Here is a 26,715-nt window from a genome sequence, read left to right as displayed (position 1 = left end):
GTGGAAAAGCGGTAGCGTTCGCCTTGGTCTCCGGATTTTCACCGCAAAGGGGAATGAAAAAAATCTGGAGAGCACAGCGATTGGAACAACGGTCCGTTCGCGGAGCGTCCTCTCAAAGCGCCCACGTATATCCTACTAGAACAAGGGCTGACCCAAGCAGCCATTTCATGGCTTTTGGGACAGCCCCTTTTCTGTGAATCTAGGGGATTTATACCCCTCTTTTCGCCAGTTCGGTCCTTTTTACGGGAATATTCAAATCTAGTTACTTTAGAACGCAGCCCAATTCTATGATCTTTGTGTAACTCTAGTTTCTTCTTTCCATTTGGACTGCCATTGCTCCAATTTTGCTTTTCGTACAGCTTCCAAACGCTTGGTCTTCTCCTCATCAACACCGATAATAAAATGCAGATGTGCCGCAATGACCATAAAGGCAAAAAGTGACCAGACCACCCCAAAACCAAATACCCAGCCTGGCCCATTCGCAAGCGATAACTTCGGCAGAGCATACAAAAGCATGGCCAACGCCAGCAACAGATATACACCATGTTTAAACTTGTTTCTTTTTCTCATTACTAACAGCTCCTCGTAGACAAGATATTCGATTGAATCTATATCTCTACTCTATGAACATGAAGCCCGTAATATGAGACAAGTCCATAAAAATATACTTCTACTCAAAAAATTAAATAAAATAGTACGCATTTATGTAGCTAGCAAAGCTTATATATGAGATGATTATTTCATTTAGGGGGCGATTTAGAATTGAATGCAACTTATACTCATACCGAATACATAATTCGAAAAAAGGTATTTTCGATCATGGGTGCGAAGCTTCATATTTATGATAACACCGAGCAGCTTGTACTCTATTCACAAATGAAAGCATTCAAGTTGAAAGAGGATATTGCACTGTACACGGATGAGTCTATGCAAAAGGAGCTTCTGCGTATAAAAGCCCGCAATGCCATCGACTTTAGTGCTGTTTATGATGTGCATGATTCGGAGACTGGCGAGCACGTTGGTGCACTTCGGCGTAAGGGACTCAAATCGATTTTGAAAGATGAATGGGCGATTCTCGATCGTCATGATCAGGAAATCGGAAAAATCAAGGAAGATAGCACCGCGATGGCTATACTTCGCCGCTTCATCTCTATTATCCCTCAAAAATATAATATCGAGATGAATGATACAACAATCCCGGCTTTCAAACAAAATTTCAATCCATTCGTTACAAAAATCATCGCTGACTTCTCAGAGGATCCCAAGGGAATGCTTGATCGCCGCCTAGGTTTGGCTGCTGGTATTCTTCTCTGCGCAATCGAAGGAAAACAAGATTAGCGAGTTTACTCATGTGCTAGTCACAAGAATAAATAGGGTGTTCCCAATGCCAAACGGCTGCGGGAACACCCTATTTAGATTGCACTGATCAAATTTTCAGGTGAATACTCGCTCACTAAAAGCGTTTATTCGCCATACAATTGCGACAAGCTCTCGGTAATGATCTTGTTTACATCCTCGATTACAACACTCAGACGGCGTTCTGCATCGAACAGACGGCGAATCCCAAGATTCATGTTAAGCACCTCGAATAATTTCTCCATTTTCTCCATTTCTTCCTGCGGAGGCATGTCTCCGCTCATCATCCGTTGTTGAAGCTCCAATTGGCCATTGCGGAAGTTGTCGAGCATCGCCTTGGCTTCAGGATCTGTTTCTACCAGTTTCATCGCGTTAGTGATATCCGCTACCTCAGTGCTTTCTTTAATGGCTTTCGCCAGTTCATGTGCTTTGTCGTGAATACTCATTATGATTCCTCCTAAAAGTTTTGTAAGCATATGCTTCCTGCGTTGCTTCGTGCAAAACTCACTTCGGAAGCACTGCTTAAGTTTCCAAATATTGATTCATCCCATGCTTGTTTCGCTTCTTGGGTCAGACTTATGAAATGATGCGGCAAGGTTTTTAAAGAGTAGGTCAATCACCAAGGGTCATACGTCTCCATATGATGAATGATATGTAACCCTTAGCTACCAAATTGCCGGCATCATGTTGCCTACCGGAAGGAGATCCACGATGTCCCAATTCAAGATCCCGGTCCTTACGGTCCAATCGGGCATCCTGCAGGAAAACGCTATAATGCTTGGCGAACGATCCATGAAAAGACTCAAAATCCCGGCTCACGGAACGCTCCAGCTGGCTTTCGGCTCTTTCCGGCAGGAGGTTACCATTATCCCGGCTCCCAAATCCGAAAGCCTGCGTGTAAGCGAAGGACTGACGCGGCGGACCGGATGGAAACATCGGCAAACCCTCAACGCCTCTTACAGCTCCGTAAGTCGTACCTTGCGACTTGGACCGTTGATCGGTGTACTCGTCAGCCGTGACCATCCAGATAATCTCGACAGGCTGTTTGGATCCATTACCATGTTCTGTCGAGAATTAACAAATGCCTGCCACGCACAAGGCGCCTATGTATATTTCTTTACCCCGGAAGCGCTGGAAACAAGCAGCTCTTCCATCCAGGGCTGGGTATACAACGAGGGCTGGAGGAAAATGAGTCTGCCCATCGCCGATGTAATCAACAATCGGCTAACGACGCGAAAGGTGGAGAATAAACCTAGCGTACAGCATTTTTTGGCGGATGTAAAATCACGGTATGGAACGCATTTCTTCAACGAAAAATTTCTTGACAAGACAGAAGTATTTGAAGCTCTAGTGCAAGACCCTTCATTGAAGCGGTATTTACCGGAATCGCATGCTTTAAACGGTTTTGCCGTTGTAAAAAAGATGTGTAGCCAATATCCAAGCGTGTTTCTAAAGCCCGTACGAGGCAGTCTCGGCAAAGGCATTCTCCGAATCTCCAAAGATGAAGGCGGAGGATACCGTTTGTTATCAACTACCTCATTAGGTACACGCAAGCAAAGCTACCCGACTTTAGCTAAACTATACCAGTCCATTGCTCCCAAGATGAAGACAACGCGCTACCAGATTCAACAAGGATTGCCTTTGATGGAGCTCGGTAAGCGTCCTGTAGATTTTCGAGCACTTGTACAGAAGAATGGTACCGGAAAATGGGGGGTTACCTCCATTGTCGCTCGCACCGCTGGAAGCAATCATTTCGTCTCCAATCTAGCAAGAGGTGGCAGTCTCAGTACTGTTCGTGAAGCCGTTAGCAAGAGCAGCCTTCCTCCAGGTACCAAGGATAGCGTACAGCTTCAGCTTCCAAGGGCAGCACTTGCCATTGCAAGAGGAGTAGAAACCTTTATCCCTGCTCATTTCGGAGAGCTCGGAATCGATCTGGCACTGGATCAATCCGGACGAATATGGCTCTTGGAGGTTAACTCCAAACCTTCCAAGAACGATAATACACCGCTAAACGATCAAAAAACCAGACCGTCCGTCAAGCAAATGATTCTGTATTGCCGCTATTTGGCCGGTTTATAAGGAGGACACAATGACTGAAACAGCTATGGGGTTCCTCGGCATTATGACGGGCCGTCGCCACGGGAATCCTCCGATTGCCGAGCCAGAATTTTGCAGTCATTTATGCCGTGCAGCTCCGCGATATAACCTTAAAGTCCTCGTATTTCATCCGGACGGAGTAGCGGCAGACGGGTCATCTATAACCGGTTATACATGGAAAGACGGAAGCTGGCACAATGCGACCTCTACACCACCAGACATCATTTATAATCGTTGTTTTTACAATAGTCCGAAAGAAAGAAAAGAAGCTTCGTCTGCACTCTCTTTCCTTCACCGCTCACTACCTTGGTCAAGAGGTTTACCTGATAAATGGGGCGTATACGAAATCTTGAAGCGCAACCGAAGAGCAGCTAATTTACTGCCGGAAACTGTTCTCTATACCGGTACACGCAAGTTAAGCAATATGCTCGCTGAAAGAGAATACGGGGTCTTCCTAAAACCCAAAGCAGGCTCTCATGGCAAACGTACATTGCATGCCATACTGCAGAACAGACGCTCTGGAGGAGGCATAAGAGTACGAGGGCGTGATGGGACAAATACACCCTTTCAATATGTATTCAGCTCGCAGGATGAAGGACTGAACTGGATTCATGAATTTATCGGCACACGCCGCTATATTATACAGCCTTATCTGCACCTAACTAATCGTAAGGGGCAACCGTTCGATGTGCGTGTATTGATGCAAAAGAATGGCTTCGGTCGCTGGGATCTTACTGGCATGGCCGTTCGGCTGGGTAATCATGGTTCTCTGACTTCGAACCTGCATGGCGGTGGAACTGCGGTTCCTCCTTTGCCCTTTTTGCTTGCAGAATATGGTCAGGACGGAAAAGACATCATGCAGGAGCTTGCTACAGAAGCTGCATACCTGCCTCCTCTTCTGGAGGCCGCATGCGGTAGGCTTGGAGAACTCGGCCTAGATTTCGGTATTGATTCGAGCGGTCGGATTCATTTACTAGAAGCAAATTCCAAGCCAGGGCGCACGGTATTCCGGCTGACGGGCGACCGCCGGGCTGCTAAGCTCGCCGCCGAGAATCCACTGTCTTATGCGCGCCATCTGCTACTCACACAGCGACGGATACCATCCCTATCTACGGACAGCTCCGTTATAAACGGGAGAATGATAACAATGGTTCCTAAGGAGGATTCATAAATGAGTCTCACTTTTTGCAATGTGCATTTTACTAAGCAGCCCCAAAGAGTTGTATATGTATCAGGTGCACTGATGAAAAGCTTGAAATTAACCGGGAAAAAGAACATTCGCCTTAGACTCGGTAAAGATGCCATCCCGACCATGATCAAGCCCATCAAGCGCGCCGGAAATCACCTATTCCTCGCCACTGGTGTAAAGAGTGCTATCAAGGTTCCGAAATCTGGTGGTATCTATTTACGCAATCTGCAAAACGACGAGGTACAGCTTGGACCTTTAGTCGGTGTATTGACCGATGGGCCAGCATCTTCAAATCAACCCTTCGGTTCCCGCACTGGCTTTATAAAGCAATTGCTGCGGGAAGGCAGTAATAAATGTTATATATTTGCCTTTATGCCACGTGATATTAACTGGCAGCAGGAGCAAGTCTATGGTTATTTCTTAACCGCAGGCGGCAAATTCGAACGTAAAATGGTTCCTCTACCTGATGTTGTCTACAATCGGCTACCCAGTCGGAGAGCGGAGACCTCACCTTATATCAACCAGCTTCGCGAACGTTTTATGCGCAAGAAAATCCCTTACTTCAACTGGAGTTTTTTCAATAAATCCGATGTTTATCGGTTGCTAGAAAATGACGGAGCTGCAAACCGTTACGTACCTGAGACACACAGCAATCCCTCCTCCGAAAAAATGAGAGAAATGCTGGATCACCACCATTTTGTATACTATAAACCTTCCGCAGGCAGCCTGGGTCACGGGATTTACCGACTTACCTATCTGCCGAAAAAGGGATATTTTGCCCGCTACCGCAAAGGTGGAAAAAACGTACTTCTGCGCTTCACTACCTTTGAAAGCCTTATGCGTATGCTTCGGTCACGACACGGTCAAGGCCTGCAAAATTATATCGTCCAACAAGGAATACGTTTGATTGAAATTGATGGCTGCCCCATTGACTTCCGATTCCATATGCATAAAAACGGCAGTAATCAATGGATTGTAGTCGGTATTGGTGCTAAGAAAGCCGGCCGAGGCAGTGTCACCACTCACCTCAAAAACGGGGGAGCATTGCTTACACCTGGGCAGGCGCTCGGGCGTGTATTCGGCGGCAGAGCAGATGAAGTATTACAGCGTGCGAAGAGTACAGCCATTAAGCTGGCAGAATCCTTAGAAATCCAGCATCGTCATTTGCTCGGTGAAATTGGTTTTGATCTCGGCATTGATCAGGATGAAGACATCTGGATGTTCGAGGCCAACGCCAAACCAGGACGTTCCATCTTCCGTCATCCTTCCCTGCGCGCTGAGGGCAAAGCTTCCATCGAGCACATTCTGGAGCATTGTCTATACCTCAGCAAATTCCGCAGGAGGGATGAGATGTGAACACCCATAATCCGGATGAAACAAAACCCGTTATTGCCATTCTGACAACCAGCGATAAATTAAGGCAATTTAATGGCAACCGTAATAACTTCCGGGACATCATTCGCACAGGCAAGGAACTGGGTTTTCTTGTCTACGTCGTCACTGTCCGTGACTTGAAGCTCGAAGAACGGATGGTGAACGGTTATGTCCCATCATCCAACGGAAGAATATGGTACAGCATTCCTGTACCTCTTCCACAAATCATCTATAACCGAATTCCTACCCGTGAGGATGAAGAAAAACCTGCTGTCGTACGCAAAATAGCTCAATGCCTGGAACATCCAGGCATTAAGCTATATAATCCATATTTTTTCAATAAATGGAGTCTATTTGAATGGCTGAAAGGCTCGTATGCCACCTCAAAGCATGTTCCAAAAACCAGACGTTTACGCAGTGCAAACACGCTTATCGCCATGCTAAATAATCATACCAGTCTCTACCTTAAACCTGAGAATGGCAAAGCAGGTAAAGGAATTATGCGTTTAAAATACCGTGCAGATACCACCTTACCCTATCGGCTGCAGATTCAAAGCGGCAAAAAAAATGTGACCTACAAAGCTGCCTCAGTAGAACGCCTGTGGGCACGGATAGGCAAAGAAAAGGGAACCTCGCGCTATATCGTACAGCAAGCTATTGAGCTAGCGACTCACCGAGGACGACCATTTGATCTACGTGTACTTCTGCAGAAAAACGGCAGAGGCGGCTGGGCGATGACCGGCATAGGTGCGCGTCTAGCTGGTGCCCGCAGCATCACTACGCATGTACCTCGTGGCGGAAGTATTGAGGAGCCCTACACCATGCTGGAAAGCACATTTGGAACCGAAAGAGCAGCCTCCATCTTAAAAAGTGTACCTACAACTGCTCTGTTAATTGCCAGACAAATTGAAAGAGCCTCTGATTCTATGCTCGGGGAGATGTCGATGGATCTTGGTGTCGATGAGAACGGTGGACTCTGGTTCTTTGAAGCAAACTCAAGGCCGATGAAATTTGATGAGCCCGCGATTCGCAAGCTTTCTTTGGAGCGAATCTTTCAATATGGTCAGCACTTAGCACGCCATCCCAAGTAGAATTTATTAAAGGATGTGACACAGCATGCAGATATCCTCCATCTACGACATTGATGCCAAAAAGTGGAAATCGCGGCTAACCGGACTGCTTGAGTTTATAAGAGAGCATGGGGAGCGTCGGATTACAAACCAAGCTTGCAAGGTAATGGCCCGATTAACTCCAGAACAATTGTCAGAGCCAGGTGTCTCGCTGCTTGTCGCCACCGTACGCGGTCAGAATGGGCGCCAACTAGCAGGAGTAAGCTTCATATCCGATTTCGGTGAAGAGGCTTGTCTCGTTGCCGTGCATCCCTTATACCGAAATAGGCATATCGGCACCGCCCTTATGACCGCCCAGTTAAAGCGTTTAGGCCGCCTGGAATGCAGTGTTGCCAGCGATAATACTGCCAGCCTGAAAATGTGTTTCAATGTTGGTCTTGCCGCAGTGGCGCTTACTAGTGGCCCTACTGGCAAGCCAACTTTATTGATCCGCTCACCACAGAATACCGCCAGTACTACAAACTCTCTACAAGAAGGTGAACTCCTGTGCCAGAGCCCGTCTTAGGCATTCTTACTTTGTATATAAATGAAGCCAAGCAGCTTGAAGAAAAGGCCGTGTACCGGAGAATGATCATTGAGGGCAATCGAATGGGCCTGGATGTTTTTGTGTTTACCCCCATGGATGTCCATCCCAGTAAAGAGCAGATCCATGCCCTTGTCTTTGATCCAAAGAGCGGGAAATGGTCACGCAAATGGCGTTCCTTCCCGAACATGATTTATGACCGTTGCCGTATCCAGCGCAGCACGCGCTTTCAACAGTTGCTTCGTTTCCGTGAACGTTATAAACATCTGCTGTTTCTGAATCGTCCACTGCGCAACAAATGGACCATTCACCAAACGTTCTCACAAAAGAGTCGCTTCCGGCAGCATATGCCAGAAACATTACTGTATAACGCCTCTGCGGATCTGCACCGAATGTTAAAGCAGAGCCCGGTCCTATATATCAAGCCAGCAAACGGCACAGGTGGACGCGGTATCCTTAGAATTGAGCGGATAAAGAACAGTAAAGGGGTATTTGATATTCAAGGCCGTCGCCAAGATCGCCGGATTATTCCACCCCGAAAGGTCTCTGCCTCCCGATTAGATTCCATCGTTCGACAATGGTGTATTGGTGGACGTTTCCTCGTCCAACAGGGGATTCCACTACGTCTGCCTGGCGGACGTTTCCATGATTATCGCATGCTCGTTCAAAAGAATGGGCAAGGAGTCTGGGAACTGACAGGTATGGCAGCAAGGGTCGGTGCGGCCCGAAGCGTAACCTCCAATCTTCATGGCGGTGGGCATGCCGTTCGAGCTGAAACGCTCCTGAAGGATTGGCTGGGGAGTCAAGATAAAACCGATAAGGTTATGAAAACTGCCGAAAAGTTAGGTCTTGATGCTGCTGCCTTCCTGGAAGAAAGTTTCGGAGCCTTATGTGAACTTGCACTGGATCTTGCCATTGATCGAGAAGGAAAAATCTATGTGCTGGAGGTTAATCCAAAGCCTGCACGTGAAGTGTTTGCCCGATCAGGGGACGGCAACACCTATCGCAAAGCACTAGTGCGACCTTTGGAATATGCGTTATGGCTATATAATAACAAAGGTGCCCCAGCCTCAGCTAAGACTACTGAGGAATAAATTAAATGATACTCAACAACAAAACGACCGCCTCTCTGCAGGATGCAGAAAGTGCGGTTGTTGTATGACTTCTGATGTTCCGAGGAACTAATATTAGAAAATTCTCGTTGAGTTGAAGATTTTGATTAGCTGAGCCAAGGCGTAAGTCCTTTTCTAACAGATGTTTTATAAACAAAAGATAGCTCACGATACACAACAAAAAAACAGCAATATAAAAAAATAAGGAATCAATATAGGAATTACCCCTTTCAATGATCTATCGGATCATCCCCTTTGTTTATGTATATCTTTTTAGCTTTGAGCTATTCCTGCATCTGCATTTAGAACCTTAACATAAAAAAAGGCAATCCTCTGCTTAAATGAGGTTTGCCTTTTGTTCGTTTGACAAAAATAAATCGCGATATTCCTATTCGCTAACCGATGCGTTGTCGTACAATTCTATCAACTCATCGAAGGAAGTGATAATTACATCGGAGCCCTTCAGCTCATCCTGACGTCCAAAGCCTGCATACGCGCAGCCAATGACGGTTTGAGCATTTCCCTTTCCTGCCTCCACATCAGACGAGCGATCGCCTACCATCCAGGCACTTTTGATTCCATGATTGTCCAGCAAAATGCGAAGCAATTCTGTCTTCGTCGCAGTGCCTTGACCACCCGCACTATACAATCCTTCAAATAACTCTTTAAGCTCATGTACCACAACTATACTGTGAATGTATTCCTCCAGCCCATTACTAGCCACAAACAACCGTACTCCACGCTCTTTTAGGGCAGTCAGTGTTTCGACCACCTGAGGATACAGTAACGTCCCACCTGCTTCAAGTCCTTCGACCTCTAGCTGCAATAGCAGCTCATCTGCACGGCGGTGCACCGCCTCATCGGCATCAGGCATAACCTTCTTCCAAATATCTGCCAATAGCATCCCTAAGCTGCTTAGAATACGCTCTTCCGGCGGTGTAGGTCCTGTATATAATCCCTCTTCCCGCAAAATATCAAACATTTTATGATATGCAGGTAATAAAAGACTTTCAGTCTGGAACAATGTTCCATCCATATCAAAAACAATCGCTTCTGGCTTGTTCAACTCCGAGTGAACCGCGCTCAGTTCTGTTCCTTGTACCTCATCATTACTCATTTGTTGTTCCTCCCCATTCTCTTTTGCTTCAGGTAAGCACATTCATCTGCACGAAATTTCCAGTACAAGCCCTATGATATATGATATCACTTCGGAATGTCCATGCTCTCCACATTTCTTGTTGCAGTTTATATTTGAACTTGTAATATATCAAGTTGAAATATAAAGAAGAGATATCCATGTCACTTCAATTAAAAGTGTGCTGGAGTCTGAATAAGCATTTGTGTGGCAGCAAGTTTCCTATTTCCAAGGGAATTTGCTGCTTTTTTAATGTGATATAAAAAAAGAACCGGCAGCATGCACAATTCGCACTTGCTGTACCGGTTCTTTTTTAACAAAAATGTGTAATCCATCAATTACACTCTGTCAAAGCTGGAAATCAGCTCATCAAGAACATCTTTGCTTACCATTTTACCTTTGAAATTGATGAGGTTCTCTGCGCTTCCGGAGAAGATACAAGTTGGCTCATATTTTCTAAGAATAATTTTTTCTCCATCTACAAAAATCTCGAGCGGGTCTTTTATGTCAATTCCCATCGTTCTACGTAGTTCAATAGGAATTACGATACGTCCCAATTCATCTACTTTTCTTACTATGCCTGTCGCTTTCATCATCGTACATCCTCCCTTGAATTAACATTAATAATCATTTTTGCTAAAAGCTATGTAGGCTTCTATGTGATAGTAATGATTACGCTATACTCTAATATTAAAGTGCTATTCATTCCCTGTCAATTTTATTTCTACAAAATATGATATTTATCGACAATTATTCGACAAAAATATGTACGATTTCGACAAAATGCTGTAAAGCGATCCAAATTATTCGTCTTGAAATTAATAAATATCCAACATTGCGGTTACAAATTAGCTTGCGAGTATCCCTATTAATACTCTCATTTACCCAATACATCATGTCTGGAAACACTCCGACGTATATCATAGCAAGGAAACGTTTAGTAGAGTTAATACAGACTATTTATGCTTTATGCATCTACTTTTTTCGACAATCCAGCTTTCTACTATGCACTGATTTAATATCAGTATTACATATTATTAATAGAAAGATCAAATAATGGATAAATTTAGTATACTAAATTGAATTTAATACAAAAAAAACCGACCAGTGATCTCTGGTCGATCTACTCTATCGTTATAACGGCTTCTCCGTAACCCTGCCATTCGCATCAACAATTGCATTATAAGAAAGATTATTCATTAGCTTGATCGTCTTCCTATTGTAAGAATCATCCATAAAGTTGGGCTGTCCCCCAATAATCTTGACTGGCGTAATCTTACTCGTCACCTGGGCATCATTAATTTCAACATTCACTAGCATCGAGTGAAGCGTCTTTTCTCCACCACGTGTTGAACGATTAAACACAAAGTTTCCAAGTGAATAATAGATTGGTTTATTTTTGTAGTATTCGATGCCCATCAGGCAATGGCTGTGTGCGCCGAATATGATATCTGCACCACTATCAATCATCTGTTTGGCTAGCGTGCGGGCGTATTGTTCAGGATAATCCTTAAACTCTTCATTCCAGTGAATGTACACAATCGTGTAATCATTCACCTTAGACATCTTCTGAATAGCCGTAAGCATAGGCTGCGAGGTATACGCTGAGGCAGCTCCCGGTTTTTTGTTACCGGCATACCAAGAAGGGCCTGAAAGCACACGACTAACACCTAAGATAGCGATCTTCTTCCCCTTTACCGTCCTTGTATACGGTTTGTACGCTTCCTCTACATCTTTGCCTGCTCCTGTATGGCCAATCTTGTTTTGATCCAGATGCACCAGTGTGTCGAGCATAGCGTCTGTTCCGAAATCTAAAATGTGATTATTAGCCAAAGATACGCCGTCAATCCCAGCATAGGTTAAGCCATTAAGCACTGCTGGTTTGGACCTAAAGGCAAAGGTCTTCTCTGCAGCCTTCCCTCGAATAGACACTGGCGTTTCCAGATTCGCGAAGGCGATATCTGCCTTTTGCAAGGTAGGTGCGACTTTCGCAAACGGAAAGTTCACTCCGTATTTCGCGATCTGATCGCCCACAAAACCGTCCAGGAGAATATCACCAGCAAACACAAGTCTGATAGGTTCTGAAGATGGCGAAGCTGCACTAGATGCAATCGTCGAAGGGAAGATCAGTGATAATAGAAGTGTAGTGAGTAGCATGCTGCGCAGTACATTCGACCCTAATCTCAAAAAATACAGCCTCCTATCCTCATTATGGAATCTATAATAGCTATTATTCTAGCTTACTGGAAATAGATTACTAATTTAAGGGTAAGAAGACCTGTTATCTCTTTGATTTTTTCAAAACAGCCCGGAAGCATTGTAACCCACCCCACAAATCTGTGGACACAGCATCTGCAGGCAACTCAAAATCCGTCTCCCCCCAATATTGAAATCCAGCCTGCAGCAGCAAATCATTCATGAGATTTAAGTTTACCGTTGGGTAATCAAACGTTAGCACGAGCAGCCCTTCTTCATTCAAAGTTCGGTGAAATTCCCGTAAAGTGCCCACCGTATCCTCTAAGGTCAAATGCTCCAGCACTGATATGCAAAAAATAGTGTCAAAGCTCTCATCCTCATATGGAAGAGCCGCAAGATTAGCCTGAGCAAGATGCAAGTTGTTAGTTCTTCTAGCTATAACCTGCTTCGCCGCTTTTTCCCCGATCTCATCTGTAATCGCATTTAAGATGTCCTCCCGGTAAATAACCCTGCTGTCCATATCGCAAGCATAAACCTCTGCACATACCCCAGCTAAATAAAATTTCAAGGGATGAGGAATTCCACAAGCAGCATCCAGCACTACACCATGTGGAGAAATAAAGTTAATACACCACTCATATTCAAAGGGACGGCTCCACCAGGATTCTGGCAAATCATAAATTAACTTCTCACGGCTTGCATCTGAGTTTACAAAAAAACGCGAGACAAAGGGATGTGTTGGCATGGCCAGGACTCCTTTTTAACGGAATTTAAGGTAGTGAGAGTATATTCATGATTTGCTGATTCATGCCATAACCTTACATAGACAAGAAAAAGACGGCTGCTCCCGAAGGAAACAGACCGCCTTTTTTAAGGACCTACAATGATGAGAAGTATGAAAGCAGCTTCGCTTCAACTCCATGTTTCTCAATCAACGAATCCAGTAACTTAGACCATTCCGCAGTGCATTGATCTGGATGTGCCTCAAACCAAGCAACCGACTGCTTTATCCCTTCAGAGAAAGAAATGGCCGCCTGGAAGTCAGGCACGAGACGTTTGATTTTACGATTGTCAAAAACACTGCTGACAGCTTGATCGCCGATCAAGCCATCCGTCACCCCCCGGAGGAGAGAAGGCTGTGATAAAGTCTGTTGAGATATGAACCACTTTCGGCTCCACCCCTGCCGCTTGCCCGATAGCCGCATAGATCTGATTCCAGTTCAATACCTCGTCAGATGTAATATGAATGGCCTCCCCAATCTCGCATCCGGATGCCCAAGCAATCCGACAAACCCTTTGGAAAAATCTGAGTGATGCGTCAGTGTCCACAAAGATGTTCCATCTCCATGGATGACTAAAGGCAAGCCACGACGGATACGATCAACCAAGGACCAAGGATGCTGTCCACTCGAGAGTGCCGCAGGGATGGCTGTGTTTCCGTAAGTATGGGAAGGACGAACAATCGTAACCGGGAATCCGCCGCTCTTGTGTGCTTCTATCAATAGCTGCTCACATGCGATTTTATTCCTAGAGTACTCCCAATAAGGATTTTCTAGGGGTGTCTCTTCTGTGATTACATAATTACGCTGCGGCTTCTGATAAGCCGAGGCCGAGCTGATGAATATATATTGCTTTGTTTTACCTGTGAAAAGATCTATGTCTATCTGCACATATTCCGGTGTAAAAGCAATCCAGTCTACCACTACGTCAAAATCGTAGTCTCGCAATACTTCGGAGCCTCCGCCGGATTACGAATGTCTCCTTGAATCAGCTTCACCTCATCCGGAACGAATTCGCCTCTTTGTCCTCTGTTGAACAAATACAGCTCTATTCCTTGTTCTACGGCGAGCGGGGATACAGCCTGACTAATCAGTCCCGTACCCCCGATAAATAATACCTTCATTTCACACGCTCCTTATAGAGGATGTCAAAAAGTCCGCTTTTGATCACGAAGGATTTATAGTAAAAGTAAACCTAGCTCGTCATTTATTCGTTAACGTAATCCCGCCATAAGTGCTTTGGCTGCCAATTCAGCAGCTTCTTAGCCTTCGCATTACTGAGTAACGACTCATGTCCTTCCAGCGGCTGTCGGAAATCTGTCACCTCTGGATAACGTGCGGCCATTAGCTCTCTGCTAGGAACAGCCATACTAGTTTCATCTGCGCATATATTAAGAGCAACTGCGCCCAATCCGTCCGTTTCAATCGCCAATTGACAAGCACTCGCTACATCCCTTGTATCAATATAGCTCCACAGAATCCGGTCTCGCTGCTCGGGATCATGAATGAAGGAAGGGAAACGTTCATACGTCGATGGATCAATGACATTTCCGATTCTTAGGGAAACGACTTGTATGCCCGTTCTGCGCTGGAACATCTCCGCTGTCTGCTCATTCACAACCTTAGACAGACCGTAGCTGTCTTCGGGGAGTTGTGGATGATCTTCATCCATAGGTACATACTGCGGTCCCAACGGGTTAACCGCAAAACAGATGCCATAAGAGGATTCACTGGAAGCAATAACTGCTTTGCGAATGCCTAGGCCAGCAGCAGCTTCCAGAATGTTATAGGTGGATACTACATTATTTTGAAAGGTGACTTCACTCGTCTTTATATTAGCGGCTGGGATCGCAGCCAAATGCACAACTGCATCAGCGCCTGCTAGTACGCCATACACTTCACCTAAGTTATTCAAATCAGCAATGATCGTTTGGCACACAAGGAATCCGCGGATTTTTATGAATCTATCTCTAGTTAAGAATCTCTTCAATTTTCTTCAAAATATCCTCGGAAAGCTCTATTCCCGAAGCCTTAACATTCTCTTCGACCTGCTGCGGACGACTGGCACCCACTAGCGCACTTGCTACATTAGGCTGACGTAGAATCCAAGCCAAAGCCAGATTCCCCACAGAAATATTCAACTCCGCAGCTACCCCGCTTAGTTGGCGAACCTTTTCAATCTTCTCTTCTGTAATCGCCTTTTTCAACCGGTCCAGCTTAGCCGCACGGCTATCTTCAGGGATGTCCGCGTTATACTTTCCTGTCAATAGCCCTTGAGCCAGTGGAGAAAAAACAACCTGTCCAATGCCACGGCGCACGCCGAGCGGAATAATTTCTTTCTCAATATAACGTTCAAACATATTATAAATCGGTTGGTTAACCACGATATGATCCAGCAAATAGCGGTCTGCTACAGCTAACGCATCTGTCATTTGCGCAGCAGTCCACTCACTTACACCGACATAATATACCTTGCCTTGACGAACCAGATCATCCAGCGCACGTAAGGTCTCTTCAATTGGAGTTTCCGTATCGAAACGATGGCAATACATAATATCCACGTATTCTACGCCGAGACGCTGCAAGCTTGCGTGACACTGTTCCGTAATATGCTTGCGGGATAGACCACGATCGTTAGGCCCTGTCCCCATTTCGCCAAATACTTTAGTTGCCAGCACATAGGATTCTCTCGGATAGTTCCGCAAGGTCTCCCCTAGCACTTTCTCAGCAGCACCCTTTTCGTAAACATTTGCGGTATCAAAAAAATTCACGCCTAGGTCGTAAGCGGTTGCAATGGCTTTAACAGCATTATCTCTTTCTACGTATCCTCCGTATGTCAGCCAGCTTCCCAAGCTAATCTCGCTAACTTTTAGGCCTGTTCCGCCTAATCTACGATATTTCATAATAACTGCTCCTTTCCATAGCTCCGTGTTATGATTTCGGCAGGTTGCCTAACGCACATATTCATTCTAGAATAGTTTGTATAAAATGGGAAGAAGTGAAATTTAATAATTATATTCCTAAAACCCCACTTACTATTGAATGTAATGTGGAAAAAACACTTGAGGTATTGGGCGGGAAATGGGCTTTTCTCGTACTAAGAGAGTTATTCGACGGCACCCAACGCTTTGGAGCGCTCCAGCGAAAAATCACTAATGTTAGCCCTCGTGCGTTGACCAGTACCCTTCGCCATTTAGAGGAACACGGTGTACTTGAGCGCCATGTGTTTCCTACCGTACCGGTTACAGTGGAATATTCTTTAACTCCAAAAGGTGAGGATTTGCATCAAATTTTGAAGGAAATGAAACTATGTTCGGCCAAATGGACATAATATAAATGGTAGATTGTGATATGATCAAAATAGCCCCGGGATCATCGTTCCCGGGGCTTCTTTTTTACTATACGATCTAGTATTTATCCACAACCGCGCCGAGAACTGCCGTATTTACATATGGCTTTCCTTTGAGGCTTTGCAGCTCCTTCGCAGTTCCAGTAACAACCACTCCGAATAGCTGTACATCACTGGCATCCGGTGCCGCTTTATCCTTTTTCAAATAATTCGAGATTCTCTCAAATTCTCCGTAATACTTGCCCTCCTTCTGAAGCCCATATGTTAGGGATTGTAAAAAATCCTCTGGTTTCGGTTTAAATAACCCTTCCCATTTGACACCGTAACCATATACTTGTCTTGCTGATTCCGGTAAAGCATATTTATTCGGGCTGCTATCATTCTTAATAAACTCAAGCTTCTTTTTATTGTCATACGTATCTACCCAATACCATGTCTGTGTCAGCTCAGCTGGCAGCATTGTTTCAACTTCGGCCTGCGTATAGCTTTTATCAAACGAAACTGCCATCTCTACCAGCTTACTGGGATCCATTTGTTCGAGCGTAGGTAAGTCATTCAGCACTTTTCCGTTATAATTTACCCCAGGTACATAGAACATCATTTCCCGCTGTCCATTTTGACTGTTATATCCTCGGTAGTATTCATAATTTTGGCTGGTCATTACTGGATCAGGAATATTTATACTAGAGTATCCCCTATTAAGCAGAGAAAAGCGGCTGCTCATACTAAAATATAGTTTTTTCGTATCCCACACGACAGGTACACCCTCGACAACCTTGTACGTACTCAGTTCAACTTTGCCCGATAAAAATCCTAAATCCAGCTCAGTTCTCAGCTCATGAAGATTAGGACTGCTAATTTCCATCATAATCCTCTCCTCATCCAGACCACGCATCGCTAACCAACTTGTCAGTTGAGTGATACCGAGCATGCCGCCGAGCAATACAATAATGGTCACGATCAGTGAAATGACCGTATTACGGATCATTGTTCTTCGTTTTGCTTTCTTAATTATTTTGGAAAGATTCTGATCATCCTTTTGTTCCCATGGAGCTGTCATTCCGCTTCACCTCTGTACTTTTTTTGGAATTGCTTGCGGGCACGAAACAATGCGGATTTGACCGTATCTGTTGTGATCCCTAGGAGCTCTGCTATCTCATGATAGGACAGCTCCAGCTCGTACTTCATAATAATGAGCTGTTTGTGGAGAGGAAGAAGCTCATCTAGTACACGTTCGATGTCCTCCCGCTTCTCTTTTAACAGCACATGATCCTCCGGCAGTTCCATATCCGGCACATCCACATAGTCAATAGGAATGACTATTCGTTTGTTACGGCGGCCCAGATCGTAGTAACGATTAATCGCCACTTTATATAGCCATGCACTGAATTTGTTCTCATCAATGGAATCGATATACAGTAGAGCCTTATACACCGTATCCTGTACGATATCTTCCGCGTCGGCTGCAGGTGCCCCGAGACGAATCAAGTATTTTTGGATTTCTAGCATTTTAGGTTGAAGTATCTGATGTAGCTGCCCGGGCTTCATCCTGCACCTCCCTTCGTATGTATAACGGTGAAGTTCTCAGAAAGTTAGCTGGTGGGGTGAAAAAACTTATATAAGAAAAGACGGCTGCCTAAGAAAGGACATGCCGTCATAATAAATCTCAAATACAATTCATCAATTATCCGAAGGATACATTGCTTGTTGAGCTGTAGCAACCAGAATACTTTGAACTTTTAGCGTTTGTTTATCAATAATGAATCCGATGTAGAACCCACCCTCCAAATTCTCCATTTCGAAAGGTGACAAACGAGGCTCATACACTCAATCCTTGTTCTCGAACCAATAACTCGCAATAATTCCGTAGTCGCCACCCACTGCAACGTATGTACCGTATTCCTCTAGTACATCTGCCAATGTACTTACTCCCGGCCGAATATTGCCCAATGTACCTATGTGTTTTAGCTCACCGCTCTCAATATCCGTGTCTATCTTCCAAGAGTTCAACCGACCTGCTTTATCATAATGAACATATATCTCTTTATACATTTCATTGTTGAACACATCTTGACCTGTTGAATCCCCATAATGCTCTTCTACTAACCATCTAGAACTACCAAAATCAATAATAAGATTACGTTCACTATCAGCTATTCCAAAATCACGATCAGTAACAGGAACTGCTTCAAAATCCTTTAAACCAGTACCCTGTTCCGGTAATGGAGGTAATAGATTACGGTCTGATCGTTCTTCTGGACGAGTAGTTACGGTATATACTCCCTTAAGCTTGAGCATCCTCATCCATTGAATAGCCTCTGCTCTTGTAAGCGGGAGGTTTCCTTTAAAGCCTACTAATGCTGGCTCTTCGGGAAGTGGGAGTAGGGCATTACCCAGCAAAAAGACCACTGAATCTGCGTCGTTATAATTCACTCCTAGACCGGAAGCAACTAACCTTGCGGCGGCCATTCTTGTGATTGGAGTCGATCTTGCCACTTGATATTGTAGTCCAGTAACTGGATGATTCCACCACTTAGCCATTCTATACGGTGCAGCGGTCCATTCTTCACTTATGCTAGTAGCCTTAGGATAACCGAAAGAAAGATAATACAATTTCAGAAATTCCGCTTCTGTAATAGACTGATCCGGTCGGAAGCTGCCATCCTCATAACCAACCATCCATTGGTTGCTGATCGCCCATCGCACCAAAGGCTCGGCCCAGTGGCCTTGAACATCCGGGAACAGCGGAGATTCCAGATTCTCCTCAGCGTCCTCATCCACATCTCCATAAGCCCCAGTGTCCTCATACGTTATCTTGCCAGCGTTAACTCCATAGCTTACATTGCCGCATATCATAATTGTCCCCGCGATAAGGCTTAACACCCATATCTTCGTCATCTTCAAGTGTAACAATCCCTTCACATGCTTTGAATTTTTCCTATTAAAGTTCTATTTGTTAATCCTCTACAGTTATTATCGGGTGAATAGCAGAAATTCAGAAATTCTAAATTATCTATGCAAAAAATCCCCTTACGGCTAACAGTGTGTAGCTACTGTATAACGTAAGAGGATTTTTTTATAATGATTGTCTTTCCCTCAATTAGTTCGCAGGAATATATTGCTCCCCGCCAGATGTTTGCTTCTCAAACGAATGGTCCATACTTGCTTCCTGAATATGTCCATACGCCCAATGCGTATCATTAACATCTTTCCACTTCTGCTGTGCTCCAAGCAATGGTCCTCTGCCCAAAAGTCTGTTAATCATCACAACGGCTTCTGCACGAGTTAATGTTTGATTCGGACGGAATGTTCCATCCAAATATCCGTTGATAATACCAGCTGCTTTGGCCCCATCAATCGCATTTTTTGCCCAATGTCCACTATTAATGTCTTTAAAGCTGCTGGTCCCACTTTGTGCATTATCCAGCAAGCGCTCTACAATGATAGCCATTTCTGCACGAGTAATTAGCTGATTCGGCTTAAAGCTGCCATCCGCATACCCTTTCATTAATCCTTGTGCTGTAACTATACTAATAGACTGCAAAGCCCAATAAGTTGTATCTACATCTTTATAAGATGAGGAAACTTGTGCTTCATTCTTACCCCATAACCGTGCCAAAATCGTTGCCATTTCTGCACGGGTAATCATTCGTTCCGGGTTGAAGCTGCCATCCGCATAGCCTAAAATATATCCTTTATGCGATTCATGGACTATATTTGGATTGTTAGGTTGTTCCTTGTCCGTGCCACTATTTTTAGTAGGATTAGTGATTGTAGTGCCACCGGACGTGTTCGTTCCTTCCGAATTATTCTCTTTATTCGGCTGAGCGGAGAAACTCACGATTTGAAAACGACTGAACTTCGAAATCTCAAATTGGATCCCTTTTGCTACGCCGTTCTCATATTGAATAGTTCCTGATACCAACTCTGTCGTGCCATCCGTATGTTCGATGAACACCTTTAAAGCGTCTAGGAAAGCTTGTCTATTCTCAGTTGGAATAGTAACTCCACTTAATGGGAGAACAACCTTTGTGGTAAATCCGCCAAAGTTAGTTTCGATCTTTCTTGGCAGACCCAGTAAGTTAATCTGATTCCCTGCAGCGGCTAACGTAACCTTAGGGTCAGTATTCGCTGCTTTTTTAGCCTCACTATCCTCTTGTACGTTCTTAATCGGTACAATCCGGAAATAAAGATCTGTACCCTTAGCCGCTGCGTCTTTTAAAGCTTCCTGACTTAACTTTACAGAACCTTCATCAGTAAAGATATTCATACCCGCATTTCTGTCAGCCAGTGCCGAAACCGCTGCAGCCGGAATCTCTATGGCAATCTCATCTGCCTTATCATCCGCTTGCTGCTTAATCTCAACAGTTAGCGTCCGGTTTTCAATATCTCCCTCCTGAGGATTAAAAGAATTCGTCAGACTTTCCACTTTTGACGGATCAACGATAACAGTATCAATCTTAACCTGATTGCTGAGCGTTGTTCTGAGTATGTTCAGACTCTCCGTGTGAATCATGTCATTTGCGTTTGTCTTTACATCAGCCGTTCTTCCGCTCTCTTGGCGTGTATTTTCTTTTTCCTTCACTATGTTCTTGTTAGTAACTACCAGAAGGAAACTCTTTGTGATTTTGGCGGTACCCTTAGAGATTGTAGCGGTAACAATTACATTCTTATCACCCACTTCAGGTCTGTTCACGGTACCATGTTCCTCACCATCTTTGCTGGATAGCTTAAGAACATCGATATTGGTCGAGGTCCATGTTATCTTCGTTCCATGTTTTCCTGTACCAAGCAACAAGAATTCATTTGTAACCGACTCCCAAGTATCTCCATCCGAAAATTTAAAAGCCTTATCTACCCCTAATGCTTTAGCAGCATCTCTAACAGCATCTTCATCTGACATTCTGACAATGGTCACTTTAAATGTCTTTGTGCGCTTTTCACCAGTCTCTTTGTCAAGAATCGTTGCAGTTAAAGTGACTTCGATATCACTTTCATCAGGTCCAGGCTGAACTACTTTACCCGTTGCACTAACGACATCCGGTTTGCTTGATTCCCAAGTGATTGATGTATTTCCGGAAGAACCTTTTTCAGTCAAATATAATGTTTTGGTCACATGCTTCGCATGATCCCCTGCACCATAGATAATATCCAACTTATTGTAATCATTTATTAGATTACCTAAGGATGGCTTCGTAGCATCCGTTGGGAACGGATCGTCCTTATCATTGATTCCGTCATGATCGGTATCGGGATGCTTCGGATTTGTTCCGTTAAGGAGTTCTTGTTCATCGGTCAGGCCGTCGTTATCATCATCTGGATCTAAACTGTCCGGAATGCCGTCTCCATCCGTATCCAACTCACCATTTACTGTTCCTGGTTTCGCTGCATCCGTTGGGAACGGATCATCCTTATCGTTGATTCCGTCATGATCGGTATCGGGATGCTTCGGATTGGTGCCTAGCACGATTTCTTGTTCATCGGTTAGACCGTCATTATCATCATCTGGATCTAGACTGTCCGGAATACCATCTCCGTCTGTATCCAGCTCATCACCGACTTTTCCCGGTTTCGTTGCATCCGTTGGGAATGGATCATCCTTATCGTTGATTCCATCGCCGTCTGTATCCGCCTTTTTCGGATTTGTACCGAGCACGATTTCCTGCTCATCCGTCAGACCATCGTTATCATCATCTGGATCTAGACTATCTGGAATACCATCTCCGTCTGTATCCAGTTCACCACCGTTACCTGGCTTCGTCGGGTCGGTTGGGAATGGATCATCTTTATCGTTGATTCCGTCATGATCTGTATCTGGATGCTTCGGATTGGTTCCGTTAATGAGTTCCTGTTCATCACTCACGCCATCATTATCATCATCTGGGTCTAGACTGTCCGGAATGCCATCTCCATCGGTATCCAGCTCATCACCGACTTTTCCCGGTTTCGTTGCATCCGTCGGGAATGGATCTTCCTTATCGTTGATTCCATCGCCGTCTGTATCCGGCTTTTTGGGATCTGTTCCGAGCACGATTTCCTGTTCATCCGTCAGACCATCGTTATCATCATCTGGATCTAGACTATCTGGAATACCATCTCCGTCTGTATCCAGTTCACCACCGTTACCTGGCTTTGTCGGGTCGGTTGGGAATGGATCATCCTTATCATTGATTCCATCATGATCGCTATCGGGATGCTTCGGATTAGTTCCGTTAATGAGTTCCTGTTCATCGCTCAGGCCATCATTATCGTCGTCTGGATCTAGACTGTCCGGAATACCATCTCCGTCTGTATCCAGCTCATCACCGACTTTTCCCGGTTTCGTTGCATCCGTTGGGAACGGATCATCCTTATCGTTGATTCCATCGCCGTCTGTATCCGCCTTTTTCGGATCTGTTCCGAGCACGATATCCTGTTCATCCGTCAGACCATCGTTATCATCGTCTGGATCTAGGCTATCTGGTATACCATCTCCATCTGTATCCAGTTCACCACCGTTACCTGGCTTTGTTGGGTCGGTTGGGAATGGATCTAAGCTATCTGGGATACCGTCCCCATCCGTATCTTGTTCAGTCGTAAAAGTCCAAGCTGCTTTATCCGTAATTCCAGCGTACTTGTTATCGGCAGCATCCTTAAACGCCCCAGCTGCAACAAGGACATAATATTCTGTACTTGGTTGTAGATAGCCCACTTTCACACCGTTGCCAGGCGTTACAATCATTGGATTAAACGTTACGGTGTTACCCAATACAGTGACGCCCATAGCACCTGTTTCGAAGCTGTAGACAACACTATCATCAGATTTCTTGCGAATTTCAATTTTTTTACCCCACACATCTTGAACAGTTGAACTGAATGTCAGCTTCAAACTGGTATCCGCTGCTACATTCGTAGCCCCTTTTACCGGCGAATATGATGTAGCCGTAAGATCCGTCTTATCTGGAGCTAATCCTGTCGTGAAGTTCCAAGTGGTCTTATCCGTAATCCCTGCAAAAGCGTTACCTTTCGCATCCTTTATTGCTCCGGCATCAACCTGTACATAATATTTCGTATTGTAGTCCATATATTTTCCGTCATGATCTGACAGCATCAAGTAAGGATTGATCGTCACTGTTTTGCCCGAGACGCTAACACTGGTTATATCGCCCATATCAAACGCATAAACAGTACTGTTATCGAGCTCCTTTTTGAGCATAACCTTTTTGCCCGCCACTCCTTGTACATCTTCACTAAATGAAAGCTTCAAACTGGAGTCCACCCCAACATTTGTTACCTCATCAGCAGGCGATAGTGATATTACAGTAGGTCCTTTTGCAATTTCCGCAGCTGTAGTAAATCTCCAGCCTGTTTTAGAAGTAATGCCTGTAAACAAATTGCCAGCTTCATCTTTAAAAGCACCCGCTTCGATCAGCACGTAATAACCTGTTCCGGCTGCCAAGCTGGACGACAACGTAAGAGTTGCTTTCCCATCTAATAACGTTATCTTAGTCGTATCGTTAGCTGCGATAGTTTCAACCACACTATCATCGGACGTTTTACGAATCGAGATGTTTTTGCCAGTAACTGGAACTACCTTCTCACTAAACGTCAACCCAAGGTTCGTATCGACCGCAACCTCTGACGCGTTATTGAGAGGCATAAACGTCTTTATTATTGGGGGTGTAGTGTCTGGTCTAGCTACCATTTCAAAAATCCATGTGTTTTCCATTACATTCTTGATTATCCCAGATTGACCTGCGTACTGCTCATATTGCGCATGGCCATTCAGACCTTCATAGAGGTTACCTGCCAAGTCTTCCAGAGCACCTTGATCAATGGTTACATAGTATTCTTGGCCATAATCCAATTTGGTCTGTTTAATCGTTACCACGTTCCCTGTGATTGTTACTTTATTAGTATCATCAATAGCAATCAATTCTACCTCTTCAGGGGGATGAGATTCATAATAATCTTCAGAATAAAAAGCACTACCCGGTGACATGATTCTAATATATTTTTCTTCCCCCACTAATGCCCTTACTTTCTCGCTGAACGTGACAGTGAGTTCCGTGTTCAGAGGTACTTTTGTTGCATTAATAGCGGGTGCCAAAGAGGTCACTGTTGGAGCAGTTTCATCTGGTGCCACTGTTGTGAAGTTCCATTTTGTCTTGCCACTGATACCTGCATAGCTATTACCTGCGATATCTTGAACGGCTCCAGCTTCAATCTGCACGTAGTACCCAGTACCATACGTCAAATCTGTAGCAGGCTTAATCGTTATTTTGTTTCCAGATACTGTAACTTTCGTAGGATCACTCGCTGTAATCGTCTCTATAACACTGTCGTCTGCCTTGTTAAGAATTTTGATCGTTTTACCAGTCACCTTGATATTTTCGCTGAACGCCAATACGAGGTTGGTATTCACTGGAACATCCTTGGCATCATTGGTAGGAGTCAATCCCACTACCGTTGGCGCGACTAGATCAGCTGGGGCTCCGGTTTTGAAATACCACGGAGCTGTGCCAATCTCCATTAGTACATTATTAATATACTGTACCGAAGTGGCAATCCCAACATAATCATTATTGAAAGTATCTTGGAAAGCTCCACTATCCATGGTCACATAATAATATTTATTATTTGCCATGTTTTTTGCCGGATTGATCGTAACTTTATTGCCCGAAATCGTCACTTTTGTAGTATCACTCGTGGAAATCCGTTCGAACTCGACAGCCTCTGTATAATTGTTAGATGATCCATCCGAGAACATTGTTCCCGGTTCCATAATCCTTATAAATTTTCCCCTTCCCGCACGTACATTTTCACTAAATGTAAGCGTCAAATTAGCATCGACTGCTACATTCAGTTCTTTTTTCGCAGGAGAGAACTCTGTTGCTATAGGTGCAGTGGTATCATTACTGGCGCCTGTTTTGAAATCCCATACCTCAGCAGCCGTGAAGCCATCACGCACATGTACTTGGCCATCAAGAATCTCTATCTCTCCATTCAATCCCTCATAGAGATTACCTGCTGAATCCTTAAACGCTGCCGGGTCGATCTTCACGAAATAATTCGTCTTATAATCTAGATCTGTACCTGGATTGATCTTTACTATATTATTCGAAATCGTCACTTTACTTGTATCATCAGCGGCGATCGTCTCAACTTTGGTTGAGCTTACAAGCAGTTCTGGATATTCGGAACCACCAGCATTAGAAGTGACTTGCGGTTTCCAAATCGATATGCTTTTACCGGAAACTGCCTTTACACCCTCATTAAAAGTCAACGTAAGATCTGTATCGACCTTCACATTCTGCGCATTTTTCTCAGGGGCATATGTCGATACTATCGGCGCTTCTTTATCCTCTGGACCACCACTATTCCCGGGGTCTGTATTGACAGCTACAGCTACAGGAACCATGAAGGTACCTACCATATAAGGTCCTGGGCTGAGTGGTATCGTCTTAATAACTGAGTTCGTAGTTGTATCAATTACGCTCATATTATCCGAAGTATAATTAACGGTGTACGCTTGAAGACCATCTTTGGAAAGACCAATAACGTATGGATTACCACCAACAGAAATTGTGGATTCCACTTCAAGAGTGGCCGTATTGATCACCGACAACGTATTGTCATATGTATTTACCGCATACACTTTACTGCCATCTGGACTCACTTCTGTCGCAGAGGTTTCCTTACCAAGCGTTACATCGGCTTCCTTAACTCCGGTTGCCGTATCGATAATGGACACTGATCCCGGTTGTTGTTCATGTCCCTGATTAGCTACATAAATCTTGGTGCCTGCGGCATTAACTGAAAGTCCAAATGGACGCTGCCCTACAGAAATCTCCGAAATTACTGAATCACTTAGCATATCTACAACAGAAACCATACCCGCTTCATGCCTTGTTACATAAAGCTTATCCCCAATTACAACCATTGCAACAGGCTCACCTGGCGCTGCTATTACATCAACGACCTCAAGTGTTCTCGTATTAATAACCGAAAGTGTACCGTCAAATTTATTGGCCACATAGGCTTTGCTTCCATCCCGATTAAAGGCAACCCCATTCGGATCCTTCCCAACCGCAAGTGTAGTACTAACGGTATCCGTTACTGGGTCAATAACTGAAACGGTATTATCTAACCGGTTCGTTACAAATACCTGTGTTTTATCCGGATTTATGGCAGCACTGTTGGGTGTCTTCCCCACTTTGATCTTCGCTTTTTCCACCGTGAGATCCGACAGATTTACAACATCAACGGTGCCATTAGAAAAGCTAGTAATGTACGCTTTATTAAATACCTGAACTGAGCTATCCTCAGCCGCATATACACGCCCTCCTTCCCTAATAAAAAGGGACGAGCAAATGTTGACCAGCAATACCAATAATAAAATGCTTATAGCTTTCTTGGACCTGACTAATCGAAGCACACTCTCAACTTCTTTCCTATGTATTTTATTACTCCCATGTTTAAGAAATCATATCAAC

Annotated in this window: 23 protein-coding genes; 8 read left to right on the top strand and 15 right to left on the bottom strand. The window is 44.5% G+C overall.

Going from position 1 to position 26,715, the window contains the following annotated elements:
- Positions 1 to 285: 285 nt before the first annotated feature.
- Positions 286 to 570 (bottom strand): hypothetical protein, encoded by a 285-nt coding sequence (locus tag L1028_RS01555; protein WP_234530286.1) that lies wholly within the window; start codon positions 568 to 570, stop codon positions 286 to 288.
- A 192-nt stretch (positions 571 to 762) separates the two neighbouring features.
- Between L1028_RS01555 and L1028_RS01550 the strand changes: the two genes are divergently transcribed.
- Complete coding sequence (locus tag L1028_RS01550) at positions 763 to 1,338, top strand: LURP-one-related family protein (protein WP_234530284.1); 576 nt, start codon at positions 763 to 765, stop codon at positions 1,336 to 1,338.
- Positions 1,339 to 1,463: 125 nt separating this feature from the next.
- On the opposite strand, the gene L1028_RS01545 is transcribed toward L1028_RS01550, so the two are convergent.
- Entirely contained in the window at positions 1,464 to 1,802 is a 339-nt protein-coding gene (locus tag L1028_RS01545) for a YlbF/YmcA family competence regulator (RefSeq protein WP_042186485.1), read from the bottom strand.
- A 265-nt stretch (positions 1,803 to 2,067) separates the two neighbouring features.
- Here L1028_RS01545 and L1028_RS01540 point away from each other — a divergent pair, with 265 nt between their 5' ends.
- Genes L1028_RS01540 through L1028_RS01515 form a run of 6 tightly spaced genes read left to right on the top strand, consistent with a single transcriptional unit; the run spans position 2,068 to position 8,763 of the window.
- Positions 2,068 to 3,435, top strand: coding sequence for a YheC/YheD family endospore coat-associated protein (locus tag L1028_RS01540; protein ID WP_234530282.1), 1,368 nt, complete (start codon positions 2,068 to 2,070; stop codon positions 3,433 to 3,435).
- A gap of 10 nt (positions 3,436 to 3,445) precedes the next feature.
- Positions 3,446 to 4,624: a YheC/YheD family endospore coat-associated protein gene (locus L1028_RS01535; protein WP_234530280.1), complete on the top strand. Its 1,179-nt coding sequence runs from the start codon at positions 3,446 to 3,448 to the stop codon at positions 4,622 to 4,624.
- A complete protein-coding gene (locus tag L1028_RS01530; protein WP_234530278.1) occupies positions 4,625 to 5,998 on the top strand; it encodes a YheC/YheD family endospore coat-associated protein in 1,374 nt (457 codons plus the stop codon). It abuts the gene before it with no gap.
- Positions 5,995 to 7,107: a YheC/YheD family endospore coat-associated protein gene (locus tag L1028_RS01525; protein WP_234530277.1), complete on the top strand. Its 1,113-nt coding sequence runs from the start codon at positions 5,995 to 5,997 to the stop codon at positions 7,105 to 7,107. The genes L1028_RS01530 and L1028_RS01525 overlap by 4 nt, the downstream gene beginning before the upstream one ends.
- A gap of 25 nt (positions 7,108 to 7,132) precedes the next feature.
- A complete protein-coding gene (locus L1028_RS01520; protein ID WP_234530275.1) occupies positions 7,133 to 7,651 on the top strand; it encodes a GNAT family N-acetyltransferase in 519 nt (172 codons plus the stop codon).
- The gene (locus tag L1028_RS01515; protein ID WP_234530273.1) at positions 7,633 to 8,763 is read left to right on the top strand and encodes a YheC/YheD family endospore coat-associated protein; all 1,131 of its coding nucleotides are present in this window, start codon (positions 7,633 to 7,635) and stop codon (positions 8,761 to 8,763) included. The genes L1028_RS01520 and L1028_RS01515 overlap by 19 nt, the downstream gene beginning before the upstream one ends.
- Before the next feature lie 406 nt (positions 8,764 to 9,169).
- Here L1028_RS01515 and L1028_RS01510 read toward each other — a convergent pair whose 3' ends face one another.
- From L1028_RS01510 to L1028_RS01470, 9 genes are all read right to left on the bottom strand, one after another.
- The gene (locus L1028_RS01510) at positions 9,170 to 9,898 is read right to left on the bottom strand and encodes an HAD family hydrolase (RefSeq protein ID WP_234530271.1); all 729 of its coding nucleotides are present in this window, start codon (positions 9,896 to 9,898) and stop codon (positions 9,170 to 9,172) included.
- A 356-nt stretch (positions 9,899 to 10,254) separates the two neighbouring features.
- The gene (locus L1028_RS01505; RefSeq protein WP_042125931.1) at positions 10,255 to 10,512 is read right to left on the bottom strand and encodes an AbrB/MazE/SpoVT family DNA-binding domain-containing protein; all 258 of its coding nucleotides are present in this window, start codon (positions 10,510 to 10,512) and stop codon (positions 10,255 to 10,257) included.
- 538 nt (positions 10,513 to 11,050) lie between these two features.
- Positions 11,051 to 12,082 (bottom strand): CapA family protein, encoded by a 1,032-nt coding sequence (locus tag L1028_RS01500; protein WP_423802998.1) that lies wholly within the window; start codon positions 12,080 to 12,082, stop codon positions 11,051 to 11,053.
- A 115-nt stretch (positions 12,083 to 12,197) separates the two neighbouring features.
- Positions 12,198 to 12,857 carry a class I SAM-dependent methyltransferase gene (locus tag L1028_RS01495; RefSeq protein ID WP_234530268.1) on the bottom strand — a complete coding sequence of 220 codons (660 nt, stop codon included), beginning with the start codon at positions 12,855 to 12,857 and terminating at the stop codon, positions 12,198 to 12,200.
- Between the two features lie 133 nt (positions 12,858 to 12,990).
- Positions 12,991 to 13,230 carry a hypothetical protein gene (locus L1028_RS01490; protein WP_234530266.1) on the bottom strand — a complete coding sequence of 80 codons (240 nt, stop codon included), beginning with the start codon at positions 13,228 to 13,230 and terminating at the stop codon, positions 12,991 to 12,993.
- A gap of 102 nt (positions 13,231 to 13,332) precedes the next feature.
- A complete protein-coding gene (locus L1028_RS01485) occupies positions 13,333 to 13,839 on the bottom strand; it encodes an NAD-dependent epimerase/dehydratase family protein (protein WP_234530265.1) in 507 nt (168 codons plus the stop codon).
- A complete protein-coding gene (locus L1028_RS01480) occupies positions 13,815 to 14,015 on the bottom strand; it encodes a Rossmann-fold NAD(P)-binding domain-containing protein (RefSeq protein ID WP_234530261.1) in 201 nt (66 codons plus the stop codon). The genes L1028_RS01485 and L1028_RS01480 overlap by 25 nt, the downstream gene beginning before the upstream one ends.
- Positions 14,016 to 14,098: 83 nt before the next feature.
- Positions 14,099 to 14,881: an NAD-dependent epimerase/dehydratase family protein gene (locus tag L1028_RS01475; RefSeq protein ID WP_234530259.1), complete on the bottom strand. Its 783-nt coding sequence runs from the start codon at positions 14,879 to 14,881 to the stop codon at positions 14,099 to 14,101.
- Complete coding sequence (locus L1028_RS01470; protein ID WP_234530257.1) at positions 14,862 to 15,794, bottom strand: aldo/keto reductase family protein; 933 nt, start codon at positions 15,792 to 15,794, stop codon at positions 14,862 to 14,864. Before L1028_RS01470 ends, L1028_RS01475 begins: the two co-directional genes overlap by 20 nt.
- Positions 15,795 to 15,889: 95 nt before the next feature.
- Between L1028_RS01470 and L1028_RS01465 the strand changes: the two genes are divergently transcribed.
- On the top strand, positions 15,890 to 16,222 hold the full coding sequence (locus L1028_RS01465) for a winged helix-turn-helix transcriptional regulator (RefSeq protein WP_234530256.1): 333 nt from the start codon (positions 15,890 to 15,892) through the stop codon (positions 16,220 to 16,222).
- 76 nt (positions 16,223 to 16,298) lie between these two features.
- Here L1028_RS01465 and L1028_RS01460 read toward each other — a convergent pair whose 3' ends face one another.
- The 4 genes from L1028_RS01460 to L1028_RS01445 all read right to left on the bottom strand — a co-directional run bounded on the left by L1028_RS01460 (position 16,299) and on the right by L1028_RS01445 (position 26,606).
- Positions 16,299 to 17,300 carry an anti-sigma factor gene (locus tag L1028_RS01460; RefSeq protein ID WP_234530254.1) on the bottom strand — a complete coding sequence of 334 codons (1,002 nt, stop codon included), beginning with the start codon at positions 17,298 to 17,300 and terminating at the stop codon, positions 16,299 to 16,301.
- Entirely contained in the window at positions 17,297 to 17,788 is a 492-nt protein-coding gene (locus L1028_RS01455) for an RNA polymerase sigma factor (RefSeq protein WP_234530252.1), read from the bottom strand. The genes L1028_RS01460 and L1028_RS01455 overlap by 4 nt, the downstream gene beginning before the upstream one ends.
- 279 nt (positions 17,789 to 18,067) lie before the next feature.
- A complete protein-coding gene (locus L1028_RS01450) occupies positions 18,068 to 19,138 on the bottom strand; it encodes an S-layer homology domain-containing protein (protein ID WP_234530250.1) in 1,071 nt (356 codons plus the stop codon).
- A gap of 202 nt (positions 19,139 to 19,340) precedes the next feature.
- Positions 19,341 to 26,606: an Ig-like domain-containing protein gene (locus L1028_RS01445; RefSeq protein ID WP_234530248.1), complete on the bottom strand. Its 7,266-nt coding sequence runs from the start codon at positions 26,604 to 26,606 to the stop codon at positions 19,341 to 19,343.
- Between the last annotated feature and the right edge of the window lie 109 nt (positions 26,607 to 26,715).

The organism is Paenibacillus pseudetheri (assembly GCF_924513355.1).
Taxonomy (GTDB): Bacteria; Bacillota; Bacilli; order Paenibacillales; family Paenibacillaceae; genus Paenibacillus_AQ; species Paenibacillus_AQ pseudetheri.
Note: the sequence above shows the minus strand (reverse complement) of the source record. Positions and strands in the feature narration are given on the sequence as shown.

Bases quoted from the DNA above. Each gene is read 5' to 3' on its own strand.
- L1028_RS01545 (WP_042186485.1), bottom strand. From the start codon at position 1,802: ATGAGTATTCACGACAAAGCACATGAACTGGCGAAAGCCATTAAAGAA.
- L1028_RS01540 (WP_234530282.1), top strand. From the start codon at position 2,068: ATGTCCCAATTCAAGATCCCGGTCCTTACGGTCCAATCGGGCATCCTG.
- L1028_RS01520 (WP_234530275.1), top strand. From the start codon at position 7,133: ATGCAGATATCCTCCATCTACGACATTGATGCCAAAAAGTGGAAATCG.
- L1028_RS01530 (WP_234530278.1), top strand. From the start codon at position 4,625: ATGAGTCTCACTTTTTGCAATGTGCATTTTACTAAGCAGCCCCAAAGA.
- L1028_RS01455 (WP_234530252.1), bottom strand. From the start codon at position 17,788: ATGAAGCCCGGGCAGCTACATCAGATACTTCAACCTAAAATGCTAGAA.
- L1028_RS01470 (WP_234530257.1), bottom strand. From the start codon at position 15,794: ATGAAATATCGTAGATTAGGCGGAACAGGCCTAAAAGTTAGCGAGATT.
- L1028_RS01495 (WP_234530268.1), bottom strand. From the start codon at position 12,857: ATGCCAACACATCCCTTTGTCTCGCGTTTTTTTGTAAACTCAGATGCA.
- L1028_RS01460 (WP_234530254.1), bottom strand. From the start codon at position 17,300: ATGACAGCTCCATGGGAACAAAAGGATGATCAGAATCTTTCCAAAATA.
- L1028_RS01535 (WP_234530280.1), top strand. From the start codon at position 3,446: ATGACTGAAACAGCTATGGGGTTCCTCGGCATTATGACGGGCCGTCGC.
- L1028_RS01505 (WP_042125931.1), bottom strand. From the start codon at position 10,512: ATGATGAAAGCGACAGGCATAGTAAGAAAAGTAGATGAATTGGGACGT.
- L1028_RS01555 (WP_234530286.1), bottom strand. From the start codon at position 570: ATGAGAAAAAGAAACAAGTTTAAACATGGTGTATATCTGTTGCTGGCG.
- L1028_RS01480 (WP_234530261.1), bottom strand. From the start codon at position 14,015: ATGAAGGTATTATTTATCGGGGGTACGGGACTGATTAGTCAGGCTGTA.
- L1028_RS01510 (WP_234530271.1), bottom strand. From the start codon at position 9,898: ATGAGTAATGATGAGGTACAAGGAACAGAACTGAGCGCGGTTCACTCG.
- L1028_RS01450 (WP_234530250.1), bottom strand. From the start codon at position 19,138: ATGACGAAGATATGGGTGTTAAGCCTTATCGCGGGGACAATTATGATA.